The sequence below is a fragment of the Bradyrhizobium erythrophlei genome (genome assembly GCF_900129425.1).
Lineage (GTDB): Bacteria > Pseudomonadota > Alphaproteobacteria > Rhizobiales > Xanthobacteraceae > Bradyrhizobium > Bradyrhizobium erythrophlei_C.
Genome location: NZ_LT670817.1, coordinates 4,678,036 through 4,700,784 on the forward strand (window position 1 = coordinate 4,678,036; position 22,749 = coordinate 4,700,784).

Below are 22,749 nucleotides of genomic sequence, written 5' to 3' on the forward strand. Positions count from 1 at the left end.
GACGCTGCCCTATCAGCACCGGGAGAGATCGCAGATGGCGAAATGGATTCGTTTTGAGGAGAGTGGAAAGACCGGCTTCGGCACGCTGGAGGGCGATACCATCGCCGTGCACACCGGCGATATGTTCGCGGGCGCGAAGCCGAGCGGACAGACCCTGAAACTCTCCGACGTTCAGGTTTCGACGCCCTGCGAGCCTTCAAAGATGGTCTGCCTGTGGAATAATTTCCACCAGCTCGCGGCCAAGAACGAATTCAAGCAGCCGAAAGAGCCGCTCTGGTTCCTGAAGGCGCCGAATTCATATTGGCCCGCAAACAAGCCGATCGAGCGTCCGGCCACCTACGCCGGAAAAATCATTTATGAGGGTGAACTCGGCGTCGTCATCGGCAAGAAATGCTTCAACATCTCGGAAGCCGAGGCCGGCGATTACATCTTCGGATACACTTGTGTGAACGACGTCACCGCCGTCGATCTCCTGCGCAAGGACAAGTCATTCGAACAGTGGGCGCGCTCCAAGAGCTTCGACACCTTCGGCGTATTTGGTCCCGTGATCGCGACCGGCATCGATCCGATGAAGCTGTCGGTCAAGACCGTGCTTAACGGCAAGGAGCGGCAGAACTATCCCGTCGCCGACATGTTTTTCCCGCCGCACAAGCTGGTCGCCGCCATTTCCAAGGACGTGACGCTGATGCCCGGCGACATCATCGCCTGCGGCACCTCGCTTGGCGCCGGCACGATGGGCGACGCCCATAACGTCGTCGACATTGTGATCGATGGCGTCGGGAGCCTCAGCAACGTGTTCGACCAGGTGCTGCCGAGCCCGTATCTCTTGGGTGCGCCGCCCAAGCAGAAAAAGATTTGCGTGGTCGGCGCCGGTGCCATCGGCGGCCTGCTGGCGGCCAAGTTTGCGCTCGCGGGCGAGGACGTCACCGTCATCGACCAGGGCGCGCATCTCGCCGCGATCCAGAAGAACGGACTGAAGCTGGAGTGGCACGACGGCAAGGTCCAGACCGCCAGAATGAAGGCCGTCAACAAGCCGGCGGACGCCGGCAAGCAGGACATCGTCGTGCTGGCAGTGAAGGCGCATTTTCTCGATCAGGTGGTGCGGGATATCGATTCTCTGCTCGGTCCCGACACCGTCGTGCTGACCGTTCAGAACGGCCTGCCCTGGTGGTACTTCCAGAGGCTCGGCGGTCAGTACGACAATCACAGGCTGGAGAGTCTGGATCCCTCGGGCGTCCTCACCAAGCATATCGATCCGAGCCGCATCATCGGCTGCGTGGTCTATCCGGCCGCCGCGGCCACGGCGCCCGGCGTGATCCACCACGTCGAGGGCGATCGCTTCCCGATCGGTGAACTCGACGGTAAGGAGACCGCGCGCGTCAAGGAATTGCACGACGTCTTCATCAAGGCCGGGCTGAAATCTCTGGTGTTGCCGGATATCCGTTCGGAGATCTGGCTCAAGGCCTGGGGCAATCTGTCGTTCAACCCGATCTCGGCACTGACCCACGCCACGCTAGTCGACATTTGCCAGTTCGCCGAGACCCGCGAACTGGCGGCAACCATGATGAAGGAAGCGCAGGACATCGCGCAGAAACTCGGCGTCACCTTCCGCGTCACCATCGACAAACGCATCGCCGGCGCGGAAGCGGTCGGTGCGCACAAAACATCGATGTTGCAGGACGTGGAGGCCGGCCGATCGCTCGAAACCGAGGCGCTGATCGGCTCAATTCTGGAAATGGCCAGGCTGACCAACACGGCGGCGCCCGCGATCGAATCGGTCTACGCGCTGGTCAAGCTTCTCAACAAGGTCATGCTGCTGGAAGGCGGCGGTGTGAAGGTGGAGAAGGTGAGCAAGGCGGCTTGAGCGTAAGCGCAAGCTGATTCTTTTCGCGTCATGGCTGGGCGTAGCCGTCCGAAGGACGGCGTCGCTTCCGCTGGCCTATGCCCAGCCATCTACGTTTTTCTTGCCGCAATCCCTGTCGAGACGTCGATGCCCGGGACAAGCCCGGGCATCGCCATTCTCGTTATCACCTCTTCACGTCGGCGCGACCAGCGAAGCCATCGGCACGTTCAAGACGTAAACGAACCCGGTCGCATCGTAAGCCAATTTAACCTCGCCCTTCAGTTGCTGCCCCAGCGATCCCATCAGACGGGTTCCAAAGCTTTGTCGGGAGGGAGCATGGACCGTTGGACCATTCTTCTCGGACCACGTCAGGCGCAGTCGCAACGCCTCTTCATCGATCTTCCATTCGATCTCGATGCGGCCTGCCGGCACGGACAATGCGCCGAATTTCGTGGTGTTGGTGCAGAGTTCATTGAGCGTCATCGCAAGAGCGATCACCGCCCCCGACGTAATCCTGATGTCGGGACCCTGGATCGAGATTCTGCCGGAACCTATCGTGACATAAGGCTCGGTCGCGCCGCGGATGGTTTGCTCGATACTTGCGTTGGCCCATCGGGCCTGCAACAGCAGATCATGCGCCCGCCCCAGAGCGACCAGCCGGCCTTCGATGGCTTGCTGGCCGTGTTCGATGCTGGTGGCGGTTCGCAGGCTCTGCGAAGCAATGGCGCTGACGGTCGCCAGCGTGTTCTTGATGCGGTGGTGCAATTCTTCCAGAATAAGCTTCTGCAGTTTGTCCGCGGCTTCGCGCTCCTTGGCGTCGATGCCCGCTTGCGCGAGCAGCACTTTGGCATCGATACCGGCCTGCTGCAGCAACAGCCGAAGACTGTCATTTTCCGCGGTCAGGAATTCCTGTGACGTTTCGCCGGCGGATCCCGCAGCGCCGTTCGATTTCGGATGCAACGCTTTCGCGATTAGCACCGAGACATCGTCGGGCACGACTTTTAACGAGCCCTTGCCCATCATCTCCTGCATTTCCACAATCATCTGCTTGATGTCGAGGGGTTTTCCAAAGAAGCGGCTGTCGACGGGTTTGTCATCGTCGGTCAATTTCAATTGCCCGGACACCAGAATAATCTTGATCGATGGCCAGCGCTCGTGGACGTCCTGAGCGAGTTTCAGCCCATCCATGCTCCCTGGCATCTGGATGTCTGTAAACAGCAGCTCGATGTCGGAGCGGGACTCGAGGATCGCGAGTGCATCGTCGGCATTGATGGCTTCTACCGGGGTAAAACCTGCGTCCTCGACCATATCCACCGCCCGCATGCGCAACAGCATCTCGTCTTCCACAACAAGGACGGCTGGGAGAACGGAAAATTCGGCCGCGGTCATGGTTGCCTGACACTTTCATCTGGAGCCGATGGATAAACCCGTGCCAGTTGCTCACTTTTGGCATCGAACAGTTCAGCTAAGAAGGCTAGGGTTGGCAGACCTTACCGGAATCGAAGGGGAGCGGGACAATATTCGCCACAGCCTCTAGCGACGCGCGGTCACTAATCGAGCTTCGCCCACCACCAACCCGGATTCACTGTGCCGTAAACATGACCCATCGAAATTGGGCCAGACCTGTTGCGAGCAATTGCGGGCAACCGGCCGGATATCGAGCCGGTCGGCTTTGGCCAGGGCACCCATCTCACGCGCTTCGACCGAAGGCGCGAAGCCCGGCAACGCAATCACCGATGCTCCCAGAAGCGCGAATATCGCCAGGGCGGCAAGGGATTTGATCATTTTGGGGCTGCTGACTTCGGCTGGTCGACGATCCCGCCGCGCTTGGGGATCGGCTGACAACAACCTCGATGACGGAGGGTTCCCCGGCGGCCACTTTTATTCGAAGCCAACGCTTTGACCAAAATGCGCTGAAGACCGGCAACACCGATTCGTCAACTCTTTCCTAGCGCTTGCGAGCCGTTAGCGCCTCGCCGAAGGCCTGAAACAGCGCGCGGTTGATGGGATTGCGCTGCGGATCGTACTCCGCATGCCACTGGACGCCGAGCGCGAAGCCGGGGGCGTCGGCAATCCGGATCGCCTCGATCGTGCCGTCCTCCGCCGTGCCCTCGACGACGACTCGTTCGCCCGGTTCGAGGATGCCCTGGCCGTGCAGCGAATTGACGCGGATCTTCTCGCAGCCGAGGATACGCGCAAAGGCGCCATCGGGGACGAGGCTGACCTCGTGACGGTCTGCGAAGATAACCTTGGGATCTGGATGGATTTCACCGTTCTCCAGCCGCGGCATCCGATGGTTCATGCGCCCGGGCAAGTCGCGGATTTCGGGATGCAGCGAGCCGCCAAAGGCGACATTCATCTCCTGCAGGCCGCGGCAGATACCGAATAGCGGGATGCCGCGGGCGACGCAAACCTCCGATAGAGCGAGCGCCAGATCGTCACGATGCAGGTCATAGGGTTCGTGCCGGGGATCCGGCTCAGTGCGAAAACGGGTCGGGTGAACATTGGCGCGCGCCCCGGTCAGCACGATGCCATCGACCGCATCCAGCAAGGCGCCGATATCGGTGATATCAGGCGTTCCCGCAAACATCAGCGGCAGCGCGCCCGCGACGTCGGCCACCGCGCGAAGGTTTCGCTCACCGACCATCTGCGTCGCAAATCGATTTTCGATGCGATAGGCGTTTCCGATCACACCGACTACCGGCCTCCTCATCGTCTGATATCCAATCCCGCGTCGCAATATCGGGCGGATCATGCCTGCCGGCCGACGCCGGATCAACCTATTACTCCGCGCGGCGGCGATGCTATTTTCGCGTGAGAGCCGGTTCGGGTCGAAGGCTTCTTTGGCCTGCGATCCCGCCAACCAAGCACTGTAGCCCGCGTCAAATGGGCCTTCTCCGCTTGATCCCGGGCGCGTTTGGCGAAAGAGTGCCGTTGGAAGTTGGGGTGACAAGGAATCAACGTGACAGTTTCGGCTGAGACCCGTCTTCAGGACCGCAACAATCTGGCATGGGCGATATCGGTTGGCGGCATTGCCACCGTTGCCTTCGCCGTCCTGGTGCTGTTCACCTGGTACTATGCTGCAACGCTGTTTCTGATCTTTGCCGGCGTGCTGCTCGGCGTCGGGCTCAACGCCATGACCGCCATGCTCAGCCAGGTGGTCAAGCTGCCGCACGCGCTGCGGCTGACCATCGTCTGCCTAGTGCTCGCAGCGCTCTTGTCGGGCGCGGTCTTCCTCGGCGGCACCACCATCGCGCAACAGGCGACGGCGCTAAGCGATACGATCAAATCACAACTGGTCAATGTCAGAGCTTTCCTTGAGAGCCACGGCATCGATACCAGCTATTTCGATCTCGGCAATCCCAGCGCGTCACAGGCTTCGTCGACGCCCGTCGCGCCTGGTGCTGAGACGACGCACAGTCTCCCCAGCGCCGGCGCGCTGGCTTCCAGCGGCGGTGCGATCGTCAGCCAGACGCTGAAACTTCTCCTGGGTACGGTCAGTGCTGTCGGCAATTTCTTTATCGTGCTGTTTCTCGGACTAACCTTCGCGGCGCAGCCGGGCGTTTACCGAAAAGGGCTGTTGTATATGGCCCCGGCGCGCCATCGCGCGCGCGCAACCGTGATCGTCGATCGCATCAGCGAAACACTGGAGCGCTGGCTGATCGCGCAGATCATCACGATGTTCGCGGTGTTCCTCGTAACCTGGATAGGCCTCGCGATCATCGGCATCCAGAGTTCGTTCATTCTGGGCATCCAGGCCGGCCTGCTCGCTTTCATCCCGACGGTGGGCGCTCTGCTCGCCGGAGTGATCGTCGTGCTTGCGAGTCTGGCGTCCGGATGGGTCGCAGCCGCCAGCGCCTTGGTGCTTTTCCTCGGCGTTCACGCGCTGGAAAGCTACATTCTGACACCGATCATCCAGCGCCAGGCGCTTGATATTCCGCCGGCGACATTATTCGCGTTCCAGATCCTGCTCGGCGTGGTGTTCGGCATCTGGGGTCTGGCGCTGGCGTTGCCATTGATGGCGATCGCCAAAGTCATGATCGATCATTTCAAGGCTGATAACCCTTCGCCAGAGGCTGCGGCGGCGGCCTGAGGCCGCATCGCCCGATCGTTCAGCCCGCCGATGTCAGCACCGTCTCGGTGTGCTCGACTTCTGGAGGTGCGGCGAAATACTGTCCCACCAGCCCGCGCCACGCCGTGAAATCTTCGGAACCCCGGAAATCCACCGTGTGATTTTCCAGCGTTTCCCACTTTGCCATCAGCCGGTAGCGCGACGGCTTTTCGATCGACTTGTGCAGTTCAAAACCCTTGCCGCCCCTGGCGCGCAGGAACAGCGGACGCGCCTTGGCGACCGCGGCTTCAAAGTCCTTCTCGGTGCCGGGCTTGACGTCGATTTGTGCGATTTCGGTAATCATCGGGGTTCTCGGCCTCTTGTTGGGAAGGCACGTCTCTAGCCCACCCAATCGCAAAGAAAAAGGGCGCCTCGCGGCGCCCCGGCATGCCCCTGCCCGCTAACGGCTCAGTTCAAAAGCAGCGCGGTACCCGCGACCATCAGCACGCAGGCCGCGAACATCAGCAGCGGCCAGCGGCTTCGTGGCTGACCGTAGCGGCCCTGCGCACGGCGCTCCCTGATCAGCGCCGTCTCGTATTCATCCGACGTCGAGAACATGCAGGCAAATCCGGCACGCGCCGATTCGGCCGCAGCTTCGAGCGATATCAGGGCTGCGTGGGCGTTCCGGGTACGGCTGGCGTTCATGATCTTGATGATATCAAGCGCATGGTAAACGGAAGGTTACCGCGCCCCCATTGGCTCTATCCGAGGCGCGGGATGCCTCGCTGCGGTTGCGCTTGACGCGCCGCGCCCCGCGGTCATTCGACGCCAGTTTTCCAGCGACAGCGGCAGCTCCTCGGCGGCCTCGACGCGATTGCGGCCGCAGCGCTTGGCCTGATAAAGCGCGGTGTCGGCGGCCGCCAGCAGCACCTCGAACTCGGTGCCGGCCGGCCCGCCGGCCACGCCGATGCTGACGGTAGTGTCGACCGGGCCGTCCTCGACCACGATCCCGGAATTCGCAAACGCCTCGCGTACGCGTTCCGCCGCGGTCACCGCTTCTTCCAGCGAACATGGCAGCAAGGCGGCGAACTCCTCGCCGCCGATTCGTCCCGACAGGTCGGTGATCCGCAAGGTATTGATCACGATGGCGGAAAATAATTTGAGAATCTCGTCGCCCGCCGGGTGCCCGAAACGGTCGTTGATCGATTTGAAATGGTCGATGTCGAAGATCAGCGCCGTCACCGGACGGCCGGCGTTGGCTTCGCGCTCGATCAGCCGCGAGGTCGCTTCCGCAAATCCGCGGCGATTGAACATGCCGGTCAGCGGATCCATCGATGCCGCCGTCTTGTGGGCGGTCACCGTTCGCTCGGACACCAGCATGAAGATGACGAACACGGTACCGACCGCATAAAGCACTAGCTCGATCGAGAACACCGTCACCCAGATGCTGCCGGAGAACATGTCACCATGTGGGTGCAACAGGTCGCCAAGCAGGATCGGCAGCATCAGCACAAAGCCGTGGAGCACCGGCACCACGATCGCCGGCCAGCGCTTTTGCAGCGTCCTGCGCCGTTCGGACCACAATTCGGCGGCCGTCAGCGCCGCATAGATCGCGACGATGCCGGCGCCGATCGTCATCCGCATTGCCGAGGCCGCGGGATCCAGTGTCATGACGGCGGCGAACCAGGCCAGCGCTCCGAGAACCAGCCCCGGCAGATTGGGCTTGCGGCCATGGAACACGCGCGATGCATTCCAGACCATGCCGCAGGCCACGAAGCCGACCGCATTCAGCGCCAGCGAAAGCGTCTCGCCGAGTGTGTTGCTGGCAAGCGTCCACAGCGCGACCGAGGCAGCGCCGAGCAGATAGGCGGTTCCCCACCATTTCAACGCCGGGATATTCTCCTGCTTGCCGAAAAGCAGCAGCATGGCTCCCAGCATTGCTGCGACCATGGTGGCAACGAGATAAAGCGTGGCGGTATCGAGCGACATGGGCCACCGAGCGATTGTGATGCAGCGTATTCGGCGCGCCTTTGAAAACCGGCGGCGCCGTTACCATCCCTCCACTCTACGGCCGCCGGTGTTGGCATTTGGTTTGCGCGCACGCGCAAGTTTTCAGGAAAAACTGCTTCAACTCGGCAGAAAATACACAGCAAAAAGGGCGCCGATAAGCGCTCTTTCTCCAAAGTTTCACACGTGCCGCATTCGCGGCAAGTTTTAACGAAGCAACTAGCGCTTCGAGAACTGGAACGACTTGCGCGCCTTGGCGCGGCCGTACTTCTTGCGCTCGACCACGCGCGAGTCGCGCGTGAGAAAGCCGCCCTTTTTCAAGAGGCTGCGCAGATCCGGCTCGAAATAGGTCAGCGCCTTCGAGATACCGTGACGCACCGCGCCTGCTTGGCCCGAGAGGCCGCCGCCGGCGACGGTGCAGATCACGTCGTACTGGCCGGCGCGGGCTGCTGCGACCAGCGGCTGCTGAATCATCATCCGCAACACCGGACGGGCGAAATAGATCTCGACCTCGCGGGTATTGACCACGATCTTGCCGGCGCCGGGCTTGATCCAGACGCGGGCGACCGCGTCCTTGCGTTTGCCGGTGGCGTAGGCACGGCCGTACTTGTCGACCTTCTTGACGTATTTCGGCGCTTCCGGCGTGGCCGGCTTCAGCGACGCCAACTGATCGAGAGACTGCATGGTGTCGGACATTTTATGCGGCCCTCATGTTCTTGCGATTCATAGAAGCGACGTCGATCGTCTCGGGTTGCTGGGCCTCGTGCGGATGCTCGGGCCCGGGGTAAACGCGTAAGTTGCCGAACTGCACGCGTCCCAGCGGGCCGCGCGGAATCATGCGCTCGATGGCCTTCTCGACCACGCGCTCGGGAAAGCGCCCATCGAGGATCGACTTTGCCGTGCGTTCCTTGATGCCGCCGATGAAGCCGGTATGATTGTAATAGACCTTGTTGTCGCGCTTACGCCCGGTGAGCACGACGTGGGCCGCGTTGATGATGACGACGTGGTCACCGCAATCGACATGGGGCGTATAGGTCGGGAGGTGTTTGCCGCGGAGGCGCATCGCGACGAGTGAGGCGAGCCGGCCGACCACCAGACCTTTGGCGTCGATCAGCACCCACTTCTTCGTCACCTCGGCTGGCTTGGCCGAAAACGTTTTCATGTGAGGAAAATCCGTGAAAAGGGGATATCGGACGCGACTGTGCGCCGAACTGCCGGGTTTCTAGATAGGTCCGTCGCGCACGTCAATGCCCGGCGGGGTTAATTAAGCAAGCAAAAACAGTCTCTTATAAATATGGTGCGATATTACCGCAAAAAAACCTAAATATTTGGAATGGAATAGGTCGCGGTCACGTGGGCGATCGGATCGGCCGATGTCCCCGACAACAAATTGACCTCGCCTACCGCCAGGCGCCTGCCAAGCTTCAGAAGCCTGGCCGCCGCAAGCACATCCTGTCCGGGCTGGCCCTTGCGGAGAAAGTTGATGTTGAGATTGGTCGTCACCGCGAGGCCGACCGGGCCGATCGCCGACAGCAGCACCACATACATGGCGAAGTCGGCCAGCGCCATCAGCGTCGGTCCCGAGACGGTTCCGCCCGGACGCAGCATCCGGTCGCTGTACCGCTGCCGCAACAGGCACGATTCCCCGTCGGCGCTTTCGATCGCGATATCGCCGGCGCTGAAGGCCTGGGGAAACTCGAGATGGAGAAACTTCTCCAGTTCGGCCACGGTCATTCTCGCAATTGCCATGTCGATCCGCCTGCCCTCGCCTCGCGCCGCTTGTTACATTAAGGTGACGCATCTGCCCAAGTGGATATTTCGATGCCTAGCCGGACCGCACGCGCCGCCATACCGCAATCGCACGTTTTGCTGCGCGAGACGCTCGGCAACATCGCGGTGCTCACGCTCAATCGGGCCGCCGCGCGCAACAGCCTGTCGGAGGGCCTGATCGCCGCACTGTATGCGGCGCTGAAGGAAATTCACGACGACGTCGCCGTGCGCGCGGTGGTGATCGCCGCCAACGGCCTGGCCTTCTCCGCCGGCCATGACATGAAGGAACTGACCGCGCGCCGCACCGACGCCGATCGCGGTCGGGCCTATTTCGCCGAGATCATGACCGCCTGCAGCGCGATGATGCAGGCCATCGTGCTCTTGCCCAAACCGGTGGTGGCGGCGGTCCAGGGTGTCGCCACCGCGGCCGGCTGCCAGTTGGTGGCGAGCTGCGATCTCGCGGTAGCGTCGGATGTCGCGACGTTTGCTACCCCGGGCGTCGATATCGGACTGTTCTGCTCGACCCCGATGGTGGCGCTGTCGCGTAATGTTCCGCGCAAGCAGGCGATGGAGATGTTGTTGACCGGCGAGCCGGTTTCGGCAGCGACAGCGCAAAGCATCGGCCTCATCAACCGCGTCGTCGCCGTCGGCACCGAACGGGATGCGGCGATCGCGCTGGCCGAGAAGGTCGCCCTCAAATCAGCCTATACCGTCAAGCTTGGCAAGGCCGCGTTCTACCGTCAGGCCGAAATGAGCCTTGCCGACGCCTATCGCTATGCGGCAGAGGTAATGACCGAGAACATGATGGCACGCGACGCCGAGGAAGGCATCGGCGCGTTCATCGAGAAGCGCGAGCCGAAGTGGCAAGACCGGTGATTGCCGCCCTCATTGCGGCGAAGCGACGAAGCTTTCCAGACTCCGTCATTCCGGGTTGGTGCGCCAGCACCAGACGCGGAATCTCGGGATTCCGGGTTCGATGCCTTGCATCGCCCCGGAATGACGCTCTGATCGCAATGACGCCTCTAATCTGAATGGCCGCTCCGAATGAATCACGATAGCTACAATGACGATTACATCCGAGAAATCCTCAACAACGTGAAATCCATCGCGATGGTCGGGGCGTCGCCGGTCAATGTGCGGCCGAGCTACTTCGCCTTCAAATATCTGGCGCAACGCGGCTACGACATGATCCCGGTCAATCCCGGCCACATCGGCAAGAGCCTGCTCGGCAAACCCTTCGTCGCCTCGCTGCACGACATCGGCCGTCCCGTCGACATGATCGACATCTTCAGGAATTCGAGTCACATCATGCCGGTGGTCGATGAAGCGTTGAAATTGACGCCGTTGCCGAAGGTGATCTGGATGCAGCTCGGCGCGCGCGACGACGCCGCCGCAGCAAGGGCGGAAGCCGCCGGAATCAAGGTCGTCATGAACCGCTGCCCGAAAATCGAGTATGGCCGGCTGTCCTCGGAGATTTCGTGGATGGGCGTCAATTCACGAACGCTCAGTTCCAAGCGCGCGCCGGTGCCGACCCAGGGCATGCGGCTTTCGTTGAACCGGATGAGCGTCGGCGGTGGCGAAACCGCTGCGTCCGACCGCGCCGCGAAAAACAAGAACGGCCTCGTGTGAGGCAAGTGCGAAATGATTGTTCTGTAAACGCGGTGTCGCGAAGCACGAGCGTTCCCGATAAAAGCGATGCATCCCGCCGCCTTGACGGCAGCCACGCTGGCCATCAGCATGCCGGCCACGTGATTTCAAAGAAAGCAGAACAGGAACACCAAGAATGACCGATCGTCTTCCGGGATTTTCGACCCTCGCCGTGCATGCCGGCGCGCAACCCGATCCCACCACCGGCGCGCGGGTGACGCCGATCTATCAAACCACGTCATTCGTGTTCAACGACGCCGATCATGCCGCGTCACTGTTCGGACTACAGGCATTTGGAAACATCTATACCCGTATCACCAACCCTACCACGGCGGTGCTGGAAGAACGCGTTGCAGCCCTCGAAGGCGGCACCGCAGCGCTGGCCACCGCCTCCGGCCACGCCGCGCAGGTGGTGGTCTTTCAGATGCTGCTGCAGCCCGGCGACGAATTCATCGCCGCGCGCAAGCTTTACGGCGGCTCGATCAACCAGTTCACCCACGCCTTCAAGAGCTTTGGCTGGAACGTGGTATGGGCCGACCCTGACGATATCGAAAGCTTCGAGCGCGCGGTCACACCGCACACCAAGGCAATCTTCATCGAGTCGATCGCCAACCCCGGCGGCTCCGTCACCGATATCGAGGCGATCTCGGCGGTTGCCCGCAAGGCCGGCGTGCCGCTGATCGTCGACAACACGCTGGCGACACCCTATCTGATCCGCCCGATCGACCACGGCGCCGACATCGTCGTGCACTCGCTGACGAAGTTCCTCGGCGGTCACGGCAACTCGCTTGGCGGTATCATCGTCGACGCCGGCACCTTCGACTGGTCGAAGGACAACAAATATCCGATGCTGAGCGAGCCGCGTCCGGAATATCACGGCATCAAGATTCAGGAAACCTTTGGCAATTTCGCATTTGCGATTGCCTGCCGCGTGCTCGGCTTGCGCGACCTTGGTCCGGCGCTCTCGCCGTTCAATGCGTTCCTGATTCTCACGGGTATCGAGACCCTGCCGCTGCGCATGCAAAAGCATTGCGAGAACGCCAAGGCGATCTCGGAGTGGCTGTCGGCGCATCCGGCGGTGGCGGCGGTGAATTACGCCAGCCTTGCCGGCGACAAATACAACAACCTCGCGCGCAAATACGCGCCGAAGGGCGCCGGCGCGGTGTTCACCTTCAGCCTCAAGGGCGGCTACGAGGCCGGCGTCAATCTGGTGTCGAACCTCAAACTGTTCTCGCATCTGGCCAATGTCGGCGACACCCGCTCGCTGGTGATCCATCCGGCATCGACCACCCACAGCCAGCTTGACGATGCCGCCAAGATCAAATCAGGCGCCGCCCCCGACGTGGTGCGGCTGTCGATCGGCATCGAGGACAAGGAAGATTTGATCGCTGATTTGGAGCAGGCACTGGGCGCTTGAGGTGGCAGGAATGCTCCGCGCCGCTTCGCGGGTGATGGCGTCTGTATGAGGGGTGACGGCGATCTTACGGCTTCGCCGTTCGCCTGGCGGCCTTGTCCTCGCGGGCGAGCCGGCTGCTGCGCTGGACCACCGAATAAGTCGCGAGCGCGAACACGATCACCAGCAGCTGCGCGGACAGCGCCTCCAGCGTCGGATTTAGTCCGATGGCGCCGAGCCAAGCCGCGCCTTTCAGTTCGGTGAACGGCAGCATCGACTGTTCCTGGAATTCCTGCACGGCTTCGCCGATGAATTTGATCGCCATCGCGAACAGGAATGCCGAAGTGATGATGAACAGCGGCCGCAGCGGAATCTTCTGCGCGATCATGTTGATGAAATAGAAGAGAACGACGAGCGCGATCGTCGCGGCGCCCAGCCCAGCGAACAGGCCGGCGCTCCAGCCGCCCTCGGCTGACGCCAGCGCGTTGATGAACAGCACGGTTTCGGCGCCTTCGCGAAACACCGCGAGGAAGGCGAGCGCGCCGACCGCCCACACGGTGTCCTGCGCCAGCGCGTGGTCGGCCTTCTGCGCCAGATAATCCTGCCAGCCGCGCGGATCCTGCTTCACCATCAGCCAACCGCTGACGTAGAGCATGAGGCTTGCCGCAACGAGAATGATGACGCCTTCGAGCACGTCGCTGTGCTCGCCTGAGTTCAATACCGCGAACAGCCAGGCCGCAATAATGCTGGCCGCGACCGCGGCGAGCGATCCGCCATAGAGCGCCTGGATGCGATGGCTGGCGCCGGCCTTGGTCAGATAGCCGGCGAGTGCAGCGATCACCAGCATAGCCTCAAGCCCCTCGCGGAGCAGGATGACGGCGGCCTGAACGAATGCAGACGACATGTGCGAACCCGTGTTCGGTTCGTTTTATCGCGCAACGGGTTTAAGTACAGCTGCGCCATCAGACACAACCTCGTCACCCCGGCATGCGCAGGTGTGAAAGCCCTGCAAACAGGGCATTTATGCAATTTCGCAGACAATTAGAATCGTTCAATTCAGCCGATCTGGGTGACCGTCCGAACCAGTTCTTGACGCCCCATTTGCGGTCGGCGCGCCGCCAATCGTTCGGCTTGAAAAATCGCCAAAGTCAGAACCGCAATCGCAACGGCCTGGTGCGCCAAGGCGAGATCAATCGGAGCCTGGTTCAGCAGGGTGAGAATACCCAGTATCGCCTGCAAGGTGATGACAGCCGCGAGCCACACCGCACCGCTGATCGCGGCGCCTCCGGCCCGCGATCTGATAGCATCGACCACATGCAGAACGGCAAGCGTAAACACGAAATAAGCGACCATGCGGTGCTCGAACTGCACGGTGAGCGTATTGTCGAACAGGTTGCGCCACCACGGCGCTTCAAAGAACAGCCGCGCCGCGGATGGAATGAACGCCCCGTCGATATCCGGCCAGGTGTTGTAAATCCTGCCCGCGCGCAGGCCCGCGACCAGCGCGCCCAGATAAATCTGCACGAAGGTCAGCACGAGCAGAGCCACGCTCGTGATCTTCAGCCGCGACGACGTCACTGCTGGCGGCCGGTCCGCCAGCCGGCGCAGCGTCCATACAATGCCCGCGAAAATCATCAGCGCCAGCACCAGATGGGTGGCGAGGCGATATTGCGAAACCTCGACCCGCTGCGAAAGCCCCGAGGCCACCATCCACCAGCCGACCGCGCCCTGCAGCGCGCCGAGGCCGAAGATCAGCCATAACCGCCGCCGCAGGTCTGCGCCAACAGCGCCGCGCCACAGGAACCAGAGAAACGGCAGCAGGAAGGCGACCCCGATCACCCGCCCGAGCAACCGATGGCTGAATTCCCACCAGAAAATCGTCTTGAACTCGGCGAGCGTCATACCGGCGTTGAGTTCGTGATATTGCGGGATGGTCTTGTAGGCTTCGAAGGCTTGCGTCCATTGCTCCTGATTGAGCGGCGGCAGAGCACCGGACACCGGTTTCCACTCGACAATCGAAAGCCCGGACTCGGTCAGCCGCGTGGCGCCGCCGACCAGCACCATGGCCGCGATCAGGGCAGCGACCGCGATCAGCCACCATCCGATAGCGCGGTTGTTGGGTGTTTGTTGCCTGGCAATACCGGTCATTGAAGCTGCGCTTGAATGAATTTGCGCGCACCTTATAGTCCGGCCCTTCCCGCGCGCAAGGCGGGCAATCGCAACGGGCCACCACATTTCCGTCATGACCATACGCACCCGCAAATTCTTTGGAACCATTGCTCTGCTCGTGCTGGTGGTGGTGTGGTCGTTGCTGGGCATGACGGTGGCGCAGACACCCTGGCTTGCGAATTCCGGGGTGCTGCAGGCGATCTTTTACGTCGTGGCCGGCATTGGATGGGTGCTGCCGGCGATGCCGATCATCAGCTGGATGGCGCGGCCCGACGCCTAGGCCCCGGTAGCGCGCGCTCGCTTCACCGGAGCGAAAGTGACGCCGGAAACGATCACACGCATGGCGCGCAGTGAGCGCCGACGTCCGTCCCACGCGATGCGCGGAAGCGCGTGCAGATTGGTTCGGCCCTCGCTCTCGACGACTCCCGGTATCGCCGACGCCGCGCTGGCGAAGCCGGCCTCTTCGGCCATCGCGGCATGTTGCCGGCGCCATGATCCGCGATCGCCGAACGGATAGGCGAAATGCCTGACCTCGCGGTGGAACGCGGCCTGCGCGACCGCCCTCCCCATCGTTATCTCACGCAACGCATCGGCGTCCTTCAGATTCGACAGCACAGGATAATTCACTGTCGCACTTCCGATCGTGACCAGCGGATCGGCCGCAAGTTTCGCGAGGTCGCTCCAGTCCATCGAAGCGTCGCGCGACAGTGCTGAGAGATCGACCGCGTATCGCGTGCACAGGTCCCTGATGGCCGCCGAAAGATCCGGTGGCGCGAGCGAGCGCATCCAGTCGACAAGAAAATCGTAGAGCTGATATTTTTCGGGCGCATTCGCGATATCGAAACGCTGTTCCCTGCGATCCATCACAAGGCTAATCCGGGTCTCGCGCGCGATCACCGCTTCGAGCGCAAGCCACCATGCCTCACCGAGGCCGTCCGGAAACGCCGTCGGAATATAAGCGGTGAAGGGAACGTCGTGTCGCGACAACACCGGATAGGCTGATGTGATGAGATCCTTGTAACCGCCGTCGAAGGTCAGGCACGCAAATCGTCTGGGCGAGGCCAACCTCACCGCGCGCTGGCAAGCTTCGTCCATTGAAACGATATCGAATTTCCAGCGCTTCAATGCCCGGATCGTCCGATCGAGAAATTCGGGCGTGATCTCATGAGATCTGAGCGGCTGAAACCGTGCCGCGCGCGCCGGACGCACCCGTTCAAACCGCATGACGACACCGACGCCGCCGGCCCGCTGTCCCCGCAGCCATGCCAGGCCGCTGAAATAGGCGAGTTCCAGGCCCAGGCTGGTCAGGAATCCATGATCGGATGACAACGTCACGCCCTCAATGCAGCGATTTCAGCCTCGCCGCGCCGGCATTGTCATTACTCTTTGTTGACATTTCTTTGCAAAGGTCGGCCGAAGCTGAAAAATGTAAATAATTCCCTACAGACAGGTTTTGCCATGACCATCGCTGCCGCGATCGAAAGCCGAACGGCAGAAGCACGGGCCTGGTCGAAGGCAAGCCGCATCGCCGGCGTCGATATCCTTCACGATCTTGCCGAGGCTGAGGCGATCTGGCGCGGTTTCGAAGATCAACAGCAGTTTCATACGCCGTATCAGCGATTCGATCTCCTTAGCAACTGGCAGCGGCAAGTCGGAGAGCGCGACAGCCTGTTGCCTTTCCTCGTGATCGCCCGTGACAGCGAACGCCGGCCGCTGTTGTTGCTGCCGCTCGCGCTCAGGCATGAACATGGCGTCCGCACCGCCTGTTTCATGGGCGGCAAGCACACCACGTTCAACATGGCGCTGTGGGACAGGGATTTTGCCGGGGATGCAACCGCGACCGATCTCGACGCACTGATATCGGCGATACGCGAGCGGTCGGAAGCCGACGTTCTGGCGCTCGGGCAGCAGCCGTTGCGCTGGCGGGATTTGCCAAATCCGATGGCGCTGTTGCCGCACCAGGCCTCGGCCAACGACTGCCCGCTGTTGACGATGGCTGCTGGCGCAGCTCCTGCGGCACTGATCAGCAACTCGTTCCGCCGCCGGCTCAAGGGCAAGGAACGCAAGCTGCAGGCGCTGCCGGGCTATCGCTATGGTGTGGCCACCACCGACGCCGAGATCAAGCGGCTGCTCGACTGGTTCTTTCTCATCAAGCCGCTGCGGATGGCGGAGCAGAAGCTGCCCAATGTGTTCGCGGAGCCCGGCGTCGAGGATTTCATTCGCGGCGCCTGCATGGCGCCGCTCGCAGACGGCGGTCATGCTATCGATATCCACGCGCTGGAATGCGATGACGAGGTGATCGCGATCTTCGCCGGCGTCGCCGACGGCCACCGCTATTCGATGATGTTCAACACCTACACGATGTCCGGCAATTCGCGTTACAGCCCCGGACTGATCCTGATGCGCAATATCATCGACCACTATGCCGGGCTCGGCTATCGCGCGCTCGATCTCGGCATCGGATCCGACGACTACAAACGGCTGTTCTGTAAAAGCGACGAGCCGATTTTCGATTGCTTCATCCCGCTTAGCCTCCGCGGCAGGCTCGCAGCAAGCGCGATGGCGGGCATCAACCGCGCCAAGCATCTGGTGAAACATAATCAGGCGCTTCTCCACATGGCGCAAAAACTGCGCGGCGCGCTGCGCTGATTGACGCGATTCTGGTCTAGACCAGACCCCGGTGGCGGATGATGACGGCCGGGAATGTGTCACGTTCGCTTTCACGCCACGAATTCATTTTTCAAAACAACCGAAACCATTTCAGACAGGCATTCGCAGCCCCGCCGCGCGATGCGCCCGGGTTGTTGCAGAAAATTTGACGCCCTTGAACCCAGAGGGCGTGGGGAATGCCGGGCGCCCGATGCACCCGCAGCCTCGTGTGCGCTATTGGTAGTAAGTATGCACACGAGTATTCACAGCGAGCCACCGGAAATCACCCGACATTCCCGCACGCAATGGTTTACGGCTTATACCGTGCTCTCCCCGGTGATCGGCTTTCTTGTCACCGTCGCTTGCAAAAGATTTGCAAACTTGATGCCGGCGTCGAGGCATCAGGACCACACGTCTTCGCCGTCCGCTGCAAGCAACGCCCGTCAAGCGCGCCGCCGCGTCCACCGCATCCCGCCCCGCGTCCGTGACGTCGCGAGCCGCCCCTCTGAGTGGGACGAGACGGCAAGAGATATACAACCGATATGGACTTCTGAAAATCAGAATATTTTTGCAAATGGGGCTGGACAAGCCGCGACTACACCAAATCTAGCCCGTCAGGCACGCATTTTTTGTGCGACACGCCATCCGCCGGTCCGACAGAAACGAGAAATTTGACACGTCCGGGCCAATCACCTGCGGCAACCGAACGCCCCCGCCGAGTTGGAGAAGCCAGCCAAACGGCGGAGGAAGAGCAGGAATGTATACTGGCGAAATGTCGGCACGTTGCGGCTTTCAATAATATTCAAAGGCGCTCGGCCAACCGTAGTTCGATTCGCGGCATGCGGTGCTAATCCGCTAAAACCTCGTCTAGTGACTTTGGTGGGGCAATCGCTGTTCAACTCGGCGCAATCCGTGACACTATTTACTGGATCGTGAAGAAGCGGCTCGGCCTGCACGTGCTGGCGTTCGGGAAGGCAGCGCGCTGATCTTCTGCACGAAGTCACCGCATGAGATGTCGCATAATGGCCACGCTTCACCACGCGATTGGCCGATCACGCAACCGTTGATGCCGGCGCCTTGACTTAGGCCAGATTGAGCCACCAAGGTGGCCGAATGATAAACACTAAATTGCATCAGCTCTCGAAGCTGAAACTGGGACTGTCGCTGGCGGCAACCTTGCTGATGGCCGGCTGCATGCAGACCACGCTGTCGCCGTCGACCGATGCCAGCATGACCTCACGCGACCGGCAGTTGCTGGCGAATCCGCCTTACGTTGAAGCGCAAATTCCTGAGCAATATCGCCGCCACGTGGTGGACTATGATCGTCCGGAACCGCCGGGCGCGATCCTGGTCGATAGCGGTGCCCACTATCTCTATTACGTCCTGCCGGATCACAAGGCGTTGCGCTATGGCGTCGCCGTCGGCGAAGAGGCCATGGCCTTCTCTGGCACCGCGACCGTCGGTCGAAAGGCAGAATGGCCGGACTGGGTGCCCACATCAGGGGAGCAGGCCCGACTTGGGCCGTTCCCAAAGCGCGTTCCTGGAGGGCCGGCCAATCCACTCGGCGCGCGCGCGCTCTATCTCTTTCAGGGAAACACCGACACGCTGTACCGAATCCACGGCACCAACCAGCCGGAATATATCGGCCAGTCCGTCTCGTCCGGCTGCATCCGCATGACCAATGCCGACGCCATCGACCTGTTCGATCGCGTCAAGATGGGCACGACCGTCGTCGTCCTGCCGTTTAGTCAGAGCATCTCAAGCGGCTCGAGTTTGTTCGGCAACCGGCGGACGTGATCCAACGGCGTCAAGATACCGCTAGAGCATGATCCGGAGAATTGCGAAGCGGTTTCCCCTCGCGGCAAACGCCAACAGCGTTTGCGCAGACGCGCGTCAAAATTGGCGCAGTTCGAAACTTCGCGCTTGTGAGATGTCACCGGTGAGGAAGCCGTGCCAACCTCTCCCCGTTGTTAGTCGTCCCGCCGCGTGGATCAGTGACACGACAGATTGGCGACTCGAAGATTATATGTGCACCCTTCCCGAAGGGTGCACAGAATTCATCGCGGAACGAAAACGGCTACGCGAACAAAACAGGCGGACACCAAAATCGAATTAGGACACTGAGGTTCGGAGCAGCCCGCGAATTTCGGCGTTCAGGCCGCCGCCACCCGCGGGCCGGGTTCGACGGCGTCAAACGGTTCCGCCGGCCCGCTCAGCATCGTCACGTTACTGAAACCGACGGCCCTGAGCTGATCGCACATCAGGTTGCGGGCCTCGGTGGTCATCGAGGCCTCGGGTACGACCACGGCGCGCGCCTGCGCCGTCAGCAGCTCCGCAGGCAGATCGGAAGCGGCGCCCGCATCCAGCAGCACGTGGTCATAAACCCGCAGCAGCGCATCGATCGCGAGCGTGAGGCGCGGCGATTGCAGCAAGCTGCGATCCGCGCCCGGACGTCCCGCACTCACGAGATGAACCCGCGACAGCCGGTCCTTGGTGATCACTTGTGAAAACGTGGCTTCGCCCAGCATCAATTCCGCCAGCCCCGGAGCTGATGGATCAACCGATATCGCCGAGATCTTCGGCGATGCCGCCGCCAGATCAACCACCACGACCCTTGCATCGTCCGCCATCAGGCGCGCCAGCGTCAGCGCCGTCAGGCTAATGCTCTCACCCAAAGCGGTGCCGAGGATCGTGATCTTGCGCGCCGCTTCGCCTGCGTGCCGCAAATCTTCGGCGAGCTGCTCGATTTCGGCAAGTTCGGTCGCTGCCTCCGGACGGATTTCGGTCCGAATCTCGGGGCGCTCTTCTTCGAACACCGGCGCGGAATCGACGACGACAATTGGCGCCGGGTCCGGAGCGGGTGCGGACGCAAATACCGTCTCCGCACCGGGCGCCAAAATCCGGGGCGCCGTCATGCGCAACAATTCGCCGGTTCCGATCGCGCCTGCGCTGAGCATCAAGGTCGCCAATGTCGCAATCAGCACGATCGGCAGCTTCTTGGGATAGGCCGGGGTGTTCGAAACCGTGGCGCGGGAAATGATACGGCCGTCGGCAGGCGCAGCATCGATATTCTCCCGCGTGTTCGCCTCGCGATATTTGGCAAGGTAGGATTCCAGGAGGTCGCGTTGCGCCTTGGCCTCCCGCTCCAGCGCGCGAAGCTGCACGTCCTGGCCGTTGGACGAGGTGGCCTGTTTCTTCAGTTGATCGAGGCTTGCACTCAGGCCCTCGACCCTGCCGCTGGCGATGCGTGCATCATTGTCCAGCGAACGCGAAATCTTGCTCGCTTCTTCGCGAAGCTGACGATCGAGGTCGGCGAGCTGCGCTTTCAACTCCTTGATCCGCGGATGGCCGTCGAGCAGCGTCGACGACTGCTCGGCAAGCTGCGCGCGCAGCGTGATCCGCTGTTCGGACAATCGGCGCGTTAGTTCGGAGTTGAGAACCTCGGAAGCTTCGATCGGCTTGCCGCTCTGAAGCATTTCACGGATCAGCCGCGCCTTCGACTCCGCGTCGGACTTCAGCGCCCGGGCGTTGTTCAATTGAGTGTTCAGTTCGCCCATCTGCTGGTTGGAGAGCGTGGTGTTGTTGGTGCCGACAAACAGGCTCGACTTCGAACGAAAATCCTCGACGCGGGATTCCGCATCCGCGACCTTCTTGCGCAGATTGTCGATTTCGCCCGACAGCCATTGGCTGGCGGATTTGGCCTGCTCCTGCCGCGCCCCTTGCTGCAGCACCAGGTATCCTTCGGCGATCGAGTTGGCGACGCGCGCTGCCAGTTCAGGATCACTCGACTGGAACTCGATGACGACGACGCGCGATTTATCCACCGCATAGGCCGTAAACCGATCGAAATAGGCATCCAGCACGCGCTCTTCCGGCGTCAGCGAAAACGGATCGCGGCCGATACCGAACAGTGCCAGCAGCGACTTCACGGGAGAAAGGCCCCGCAGCACCGGATCGAATTCCGGCCGCTCCGCGAGCTTGTTCTTCTTGATGATTTCGCGCGCAAGATCGCGCGACAGCAACAGCTGAACCTGACTGGTAACGGCCTCGGGATCGAGTGCGGTGCGTTCCTCGTTGCGCTCACCGTTCGGCCGCAGGAACACGTTCTCGCGCCCATCGATCAGGATACGCGCTTCGGATTTATATCGCGGGGTAACCAGATTGACAGCGGCGATCGAGAGCACGGCGGCAAGCACCGTGGGGACGATGATCCAGACCCTCTTGCGCAGCAGCGTCTGGCCCAGCACGCGCAAATCCAGATCGCCCGCCACGGCCAAGGCGGCCGGCTTGTAGGTGGCCGGCTTGTAGGTGGCCGGCGCAGGCTTTGAGACCGCCCTCTGGACTACCGTCTTGTCCTTGCCTGCACGCCAGAACGCTAAACGCATCACACACTCCCGCGGACCCTACGACACCACGTCACCCCGGGGATTACACTCCATTAAGGTTGCCGCTGGGTTAATTGACCCGCTTTGTTCGCGGGCCCGGTGGCCGGAAGCGCTGCGGTCATGCTTTGTTAACCATGAATGTTCTTAATCGGAATCAATACTTCCATGGATTGTTTGATGCGGGTCGCGCACGCCATTATTTTTTGTTTGCTCGCAGCGCTCGCGCTGTCGGGCTGTATGCGCACGAGCGGTCCCGTCGCGATGGCGCAACCGCAGGGCGATCTGGATTCGTTTGCCTATGGGCAAGCTTACGGAATGGCCCCTGCCCCAACCGCGATGGCCTATGCCGCCGTGCCGACACCCGTGCGATCCGGCACCGCTTATCGGCTCGATGCCGGCGACAAACTGCGGGTGGTGGTCTACGGCCAGGAAGGTCTCACCAACACCTATGCGATCGACGCCGGCGGTGCCATCACCATGCCGCTGATCGGCGCGGTACCGGCGCGCGGGCGGACGCCCGCGGGTCTGGCATCGGAAATCGCCGGCAAGCTGCGCAACGGCTATATCCGCGACCCATCGGTGGCGGTGGAAATCGAAAGCTACCGGCCGTTCTTCATTCTCGGTGAAGTCGCCGCTCCCGGCCAATATCCCTATGTGCCCAATATGAGCGTCGAAAGTGCGGTGGCGATCGCCGGCGGTTTCTCGCCGCGCGCGCGGCGCGACCGCGTCACCCTCACCCACGCCGGCGGTTCGGGTTCATCCCGTGTCGTGGTGCCGCTCGGCACCACGCTTGGTCCCGGCGATACCGTCCTCGTCGGCGAACGCTGGTTCTGAT

21 protein-coding genes and 2 pseudogenes are annotated in these 22,749 nt (G+C 61.7%); 10 read left to right on the forward strand and 13 right to left on the reverse strand.

Translation table 11 applies throughout. The annotated features are described in order from the left end of the window. Window positions 1-34 precede the first annotated feature (34 nt). Both B5527_RS47735 and B5527_RS47740 read left to right on the forward strand, forming a co-directional pair. Window positions 35-805: pseudogene (locus B5527_RS47735) on the forward strand (fumarylacetoacetate hydrolase family protein); the annotation flags it as partial. Between the two features lie 57 nt (window positions 806-862). Beyond that, window positions 863-1,864, forward strand: a pseudogene (locus B5527_RS47740) (2-dehydropantoate 2-reductase); the annotation flags it as partial. A gap of 171 nt (window positions 1,865-2,035) precedes the next feature. Here the strand turns inward: B5527_RS47740 and B5527_RS22325 are convergent. The 3 genes from B5527_RS22325 to B5527_RS22335 form a co-directional block, all read right to left on the reverse strand. After that, entirely contained in the window at window positions 2,036-3,232 is a 1,197-nt protein-coding gene (locus B5527_RS22325; RefSeq protein WP_079603462.1) for a sensor histidine kinase, read from the reverse strand. Between the two features lie 144 nt (window positions 3,233-3,376). Further along, the gene (locus B5527_RS22330; protein WP_079603463.1) at window positions 3,377-3,628 is read right to left on the reverse strand and encodes a hypothetical protein; all 252 of its coding nucleotides are present in this window, start codon (window positions 3,626-3,628) and stop codon (window positions 3,377-3,379) included. A 163-nt stretch (window positions 3,629-3,791) separates the two neighbouring features. Further along, window positions 3,792-4,556: a gamma-glutamyl-gamma-aminobutyrate hydrolase family protein gene (locus B5527_RS22335; protein WP_079607431.1), complete on the reverse strand. Its 765-nt coding sequence runs from the start codon at window positions 4,554-4,556 to the stop codon at window positions 3,792-3,794. Between the two features lie 249 nt (window positions 4,557-4,805). Here B5527_RS22335 and B5527_RS22340 point away from each other — a divergent pair, with 249 nt between their 5' ends. After that, complete coding sequence (locus tag B5527_RS22340) at window positions 4,806-5,936, forward strand: AI-2E family transporter (RefSeq protein ID WP_079603464.1); 1,131 nt, start codon at window positions 4,806-4,808, stop codon at window positions 5,934-5,936. A gap of 19 nt (window positions 5,937-5,955) precedes the next feature. Here B5527_RS22340 and B5527_RS22345 read toward each other — a convergent pair whose 3' ends face one another. From B5527_RS22345 to B5527_RS22370, 6 genes are all read right to left on the reverse strand, one after another. Then, window positions 5,956-6,258: an antibiotic biosynthesis monooxygenase family protein gene (locus B5527_RS22345; protein ID WP_079603465.1), complete on the reverse strand. Its 303-nt coding sequence runs from the start codon at window positions 6,256-6,258 to the stop codon at window positions 5,956-5,958. Window positions 6,259-6,362: 104 nt separating this feature from the next. Further along, on the reverse strand, window positions 6,363-6,599 hold the full coding sequence (locus B5527_RS22350; RefSeq protein WP_079603466.1) for a hypothetical protein: 237 nt from the start codon (window positions 6,597-6,599) through the stop codon (window positions 6,363-6,365). 36 nt (window positions 6,600-6,635) lie between these two features. Continuing rightward, the gene (locus B5527_RS22355) at window positions 6,636-7,883 is read right to left on the reverse strand and encodes a GGDEF domain-containing protein (protein ID WP_079603467.1); all 1,248 of its coding nucleotides are present in this window, start codon (window positions 7,881-7,883) and stop codon (window positions 6,636-6,638) included. Window positions 7,884-8,120: 237 nt separating this feature from the next. Next, the gene (gene rpsI / locus B5527_RS22360; protein WP_079603468.1) at window positions 8,121-8,597 is read right to left on the reverse strand and encodes a 30S ribosomal protein S9; all 477 of its coding nucleotides are present in this window, start codon (window positions 8,595-8,597) and stop codon (window positions 8,121-8,123) included. Between the two features lies 1 nt (window position 8,598). Further along, a complete protein-coding gene (gene rplM / locus B5527_RS22365) occupies window positions 8,599-9,063 on the reverse strand; it encodes a 50S ribosomal protein L13 (protein WP_079603469.1) in 465 nt (154 codons plus the stop codon). 158 nt (window positions 9,064-9,221) lie between these two features. Next, window positions 9,222-9,650, reverse strand: a complete 429-nt coding sequence (locus tag B5527_RS22370) for a PaaI family thioesterase (protein WP_079603470.1) — start codon at window positions 9,648-9,650, stop codon at window positions 9,222-9,224. Window positions 9,651-9,722: 72 nt separating this feature from the next. Between B5527_RS22370 and B5527_RS22375 the strand changes: the two genes are divergently transcribed. The 3 genes from B5527_RS22375 to B5527_RS22385 all read left to right on the forward strand — a co-directional run bounded on the left by B5527_RS22375 (window position 9,723) and on the right by B5527_RS22385 (window position 12,735). Then, window positions 9,723-10,547 carry an enoyl-CoA hydratase gene (locus B5527_RS22375; RefSeq protein ID WP_079603471.1) on the forward strand — a complete coding sequence of 275 codons (825 nt, stop codon included), beginning with the start codon at window positions 9,723-9,725 and terminating at the stop codon, window positions 10,545-10,547. A gap of 168 nt (window positions 10,548-10,715) precedes the next feature. Beyond that, window positions 10,716-11,300, forward strand: a complete 585-nt coding sequence (locus B5527_RS22380; protein WP_079603472.1) for a CoA-binding protein — start codon at window positions 10,716-10,718, stop codon at window positions 11,298-11,300. 154 nt (window positions 11,301-11,454) lie between these two features. After that, complete coding sequence (locus B5527_RS22385; RefSeq protein WP_079603473.1) at window positions 11,455-12,735, forward strand: O-acetylhomoserine aminocarboxypropyltransferase; 1,281 nt, start codon at window positions 11,455-11,457, stop codon at window positions 12,733-12,735. A gap of 64 nt (window positions 12,736-12,799) precedes the next feature. On the opposite strand, the gene B5527_RS22390 is transcribed toward B5527_RS22385, so the two are convergent. Both B5527_RS22390 and B5527_RS22395 read right to left on the reverse strand, forming a co-directional pair. After that, the gene (locus B5527_RS22390) at window positions 12,800-13,615 is read right to left on the reverse strand and encodes an FTR1 family iron permease (protein ID WP_079603474.1); all 816 of its coding nucleotides are present in this window, start codon (window positions 13,613-13,615) and stop codon (window positions 12,800-12,802) included. 152 nt (window positions 13,616-13,767) lie between these two features. Continuing rightward, window positions 13,768-14,859, reverse strand: a complete 1,092-nt coding sequence (locus B5527_RS22395; protein WP_079603475.1) for a COX15/CtaA family protein — start codon at window positions 14,857-14,859, stop codon at window positions 13,768-13,770. A gap of 94 nt (window positions 14,860-14,953) precedes the next feature. Between B5527_RS22395 and B5527_RS22400 the strand changes: the two genes are divergently transcribed. Beyond that, the gene (locus tag B5527_RS22400; RefSeq protein ID WP_079603476.1) at window positions 14,954-15,160 is read left to right on the forward strand and encodes a DUF2842 domain-containing protein; all 207 of its coding nucleotides are present in this window, start codon (window positions 14,954-14,956) and stop codon (window positions 15,158-15,160) included. Here B5527_RS22400 and B5527_RS22405 read toward each other — a convergent pair. After that, window positions 15,157-16,209, reverse strand: coding sequence for a polysaccharide deacetylase family protein (locus B5527_RS22405; protein WP_079607432.1), 1,053 nt, complete (start codon window positions 16,207-16,209; stop codon window positions 15,157-15,159). The genes B5527_RS22400 and B5527_RS22405 overlap by 4 nt on opposite strands. 129 nt (window positions 16,210-16,338) lie before the next feature. Between B5527_RS22405 and B5527_RS22410 the strand changes: the two genes are divergently transcribed. Then, on the forward strand, window positions 16,339-17,529 hold the full coding sequence (locus B5527_RS22410) for a GNAT family N-acetyltransferase (RefSeq protein ID WP_079603477.1): 1,191 nt from the start codon (window positions 16,339-16,341) through the stop codon (window positions 17,527-17,529). Between the two features lie 1,194 nt (window positions 17,530-18,723). Beyond that, on the forward strand, window positions 18,724-19,326 hold the full coding sequence (locus tag B5527_RS22415) for a L,D-transpeptidase (RefSeq protein WP_079607433.1): 603 nt from the start codon (window positions 18,724-18,726) through the stop codon (window positions 19,324-19,326). Between the two features lie 356 nt (window positions 19,327-19,682). Here the strand turns inward: B5527_RS22415 and B5527_RS22420 are convergent, their stop codons facing one another. Beyond that, complete coding sequence (locus tag B5527_RS22420; RefSeq protein ID WP_079603478.1) at window positions 19,683-21,914, reverse strand: GumC family protein; 2,232 nt, start codon at window positions 21,912-21,914, stop codon at window positions 19,683-19,685. 177 nt (window positions 21,915-22,091) lie between these two features. Here B5527_RS22420 and B5527_RS22425 point away from each other — a divergent pair, with 177 nt between their 5' ends. Next, complete coding sequence (locus tag B5527_RS22425) at window positions 22,092-22,748, forward strand: polysaccharide biosynthesis/export family protein (RefSeq protein ID WP_079603479.1); 657 nt, start codon at window positions 22,092-22,094, stop codon at window positions 22,746-22,748. Window position 22,749: the final 1 nt, after the last annotated feature.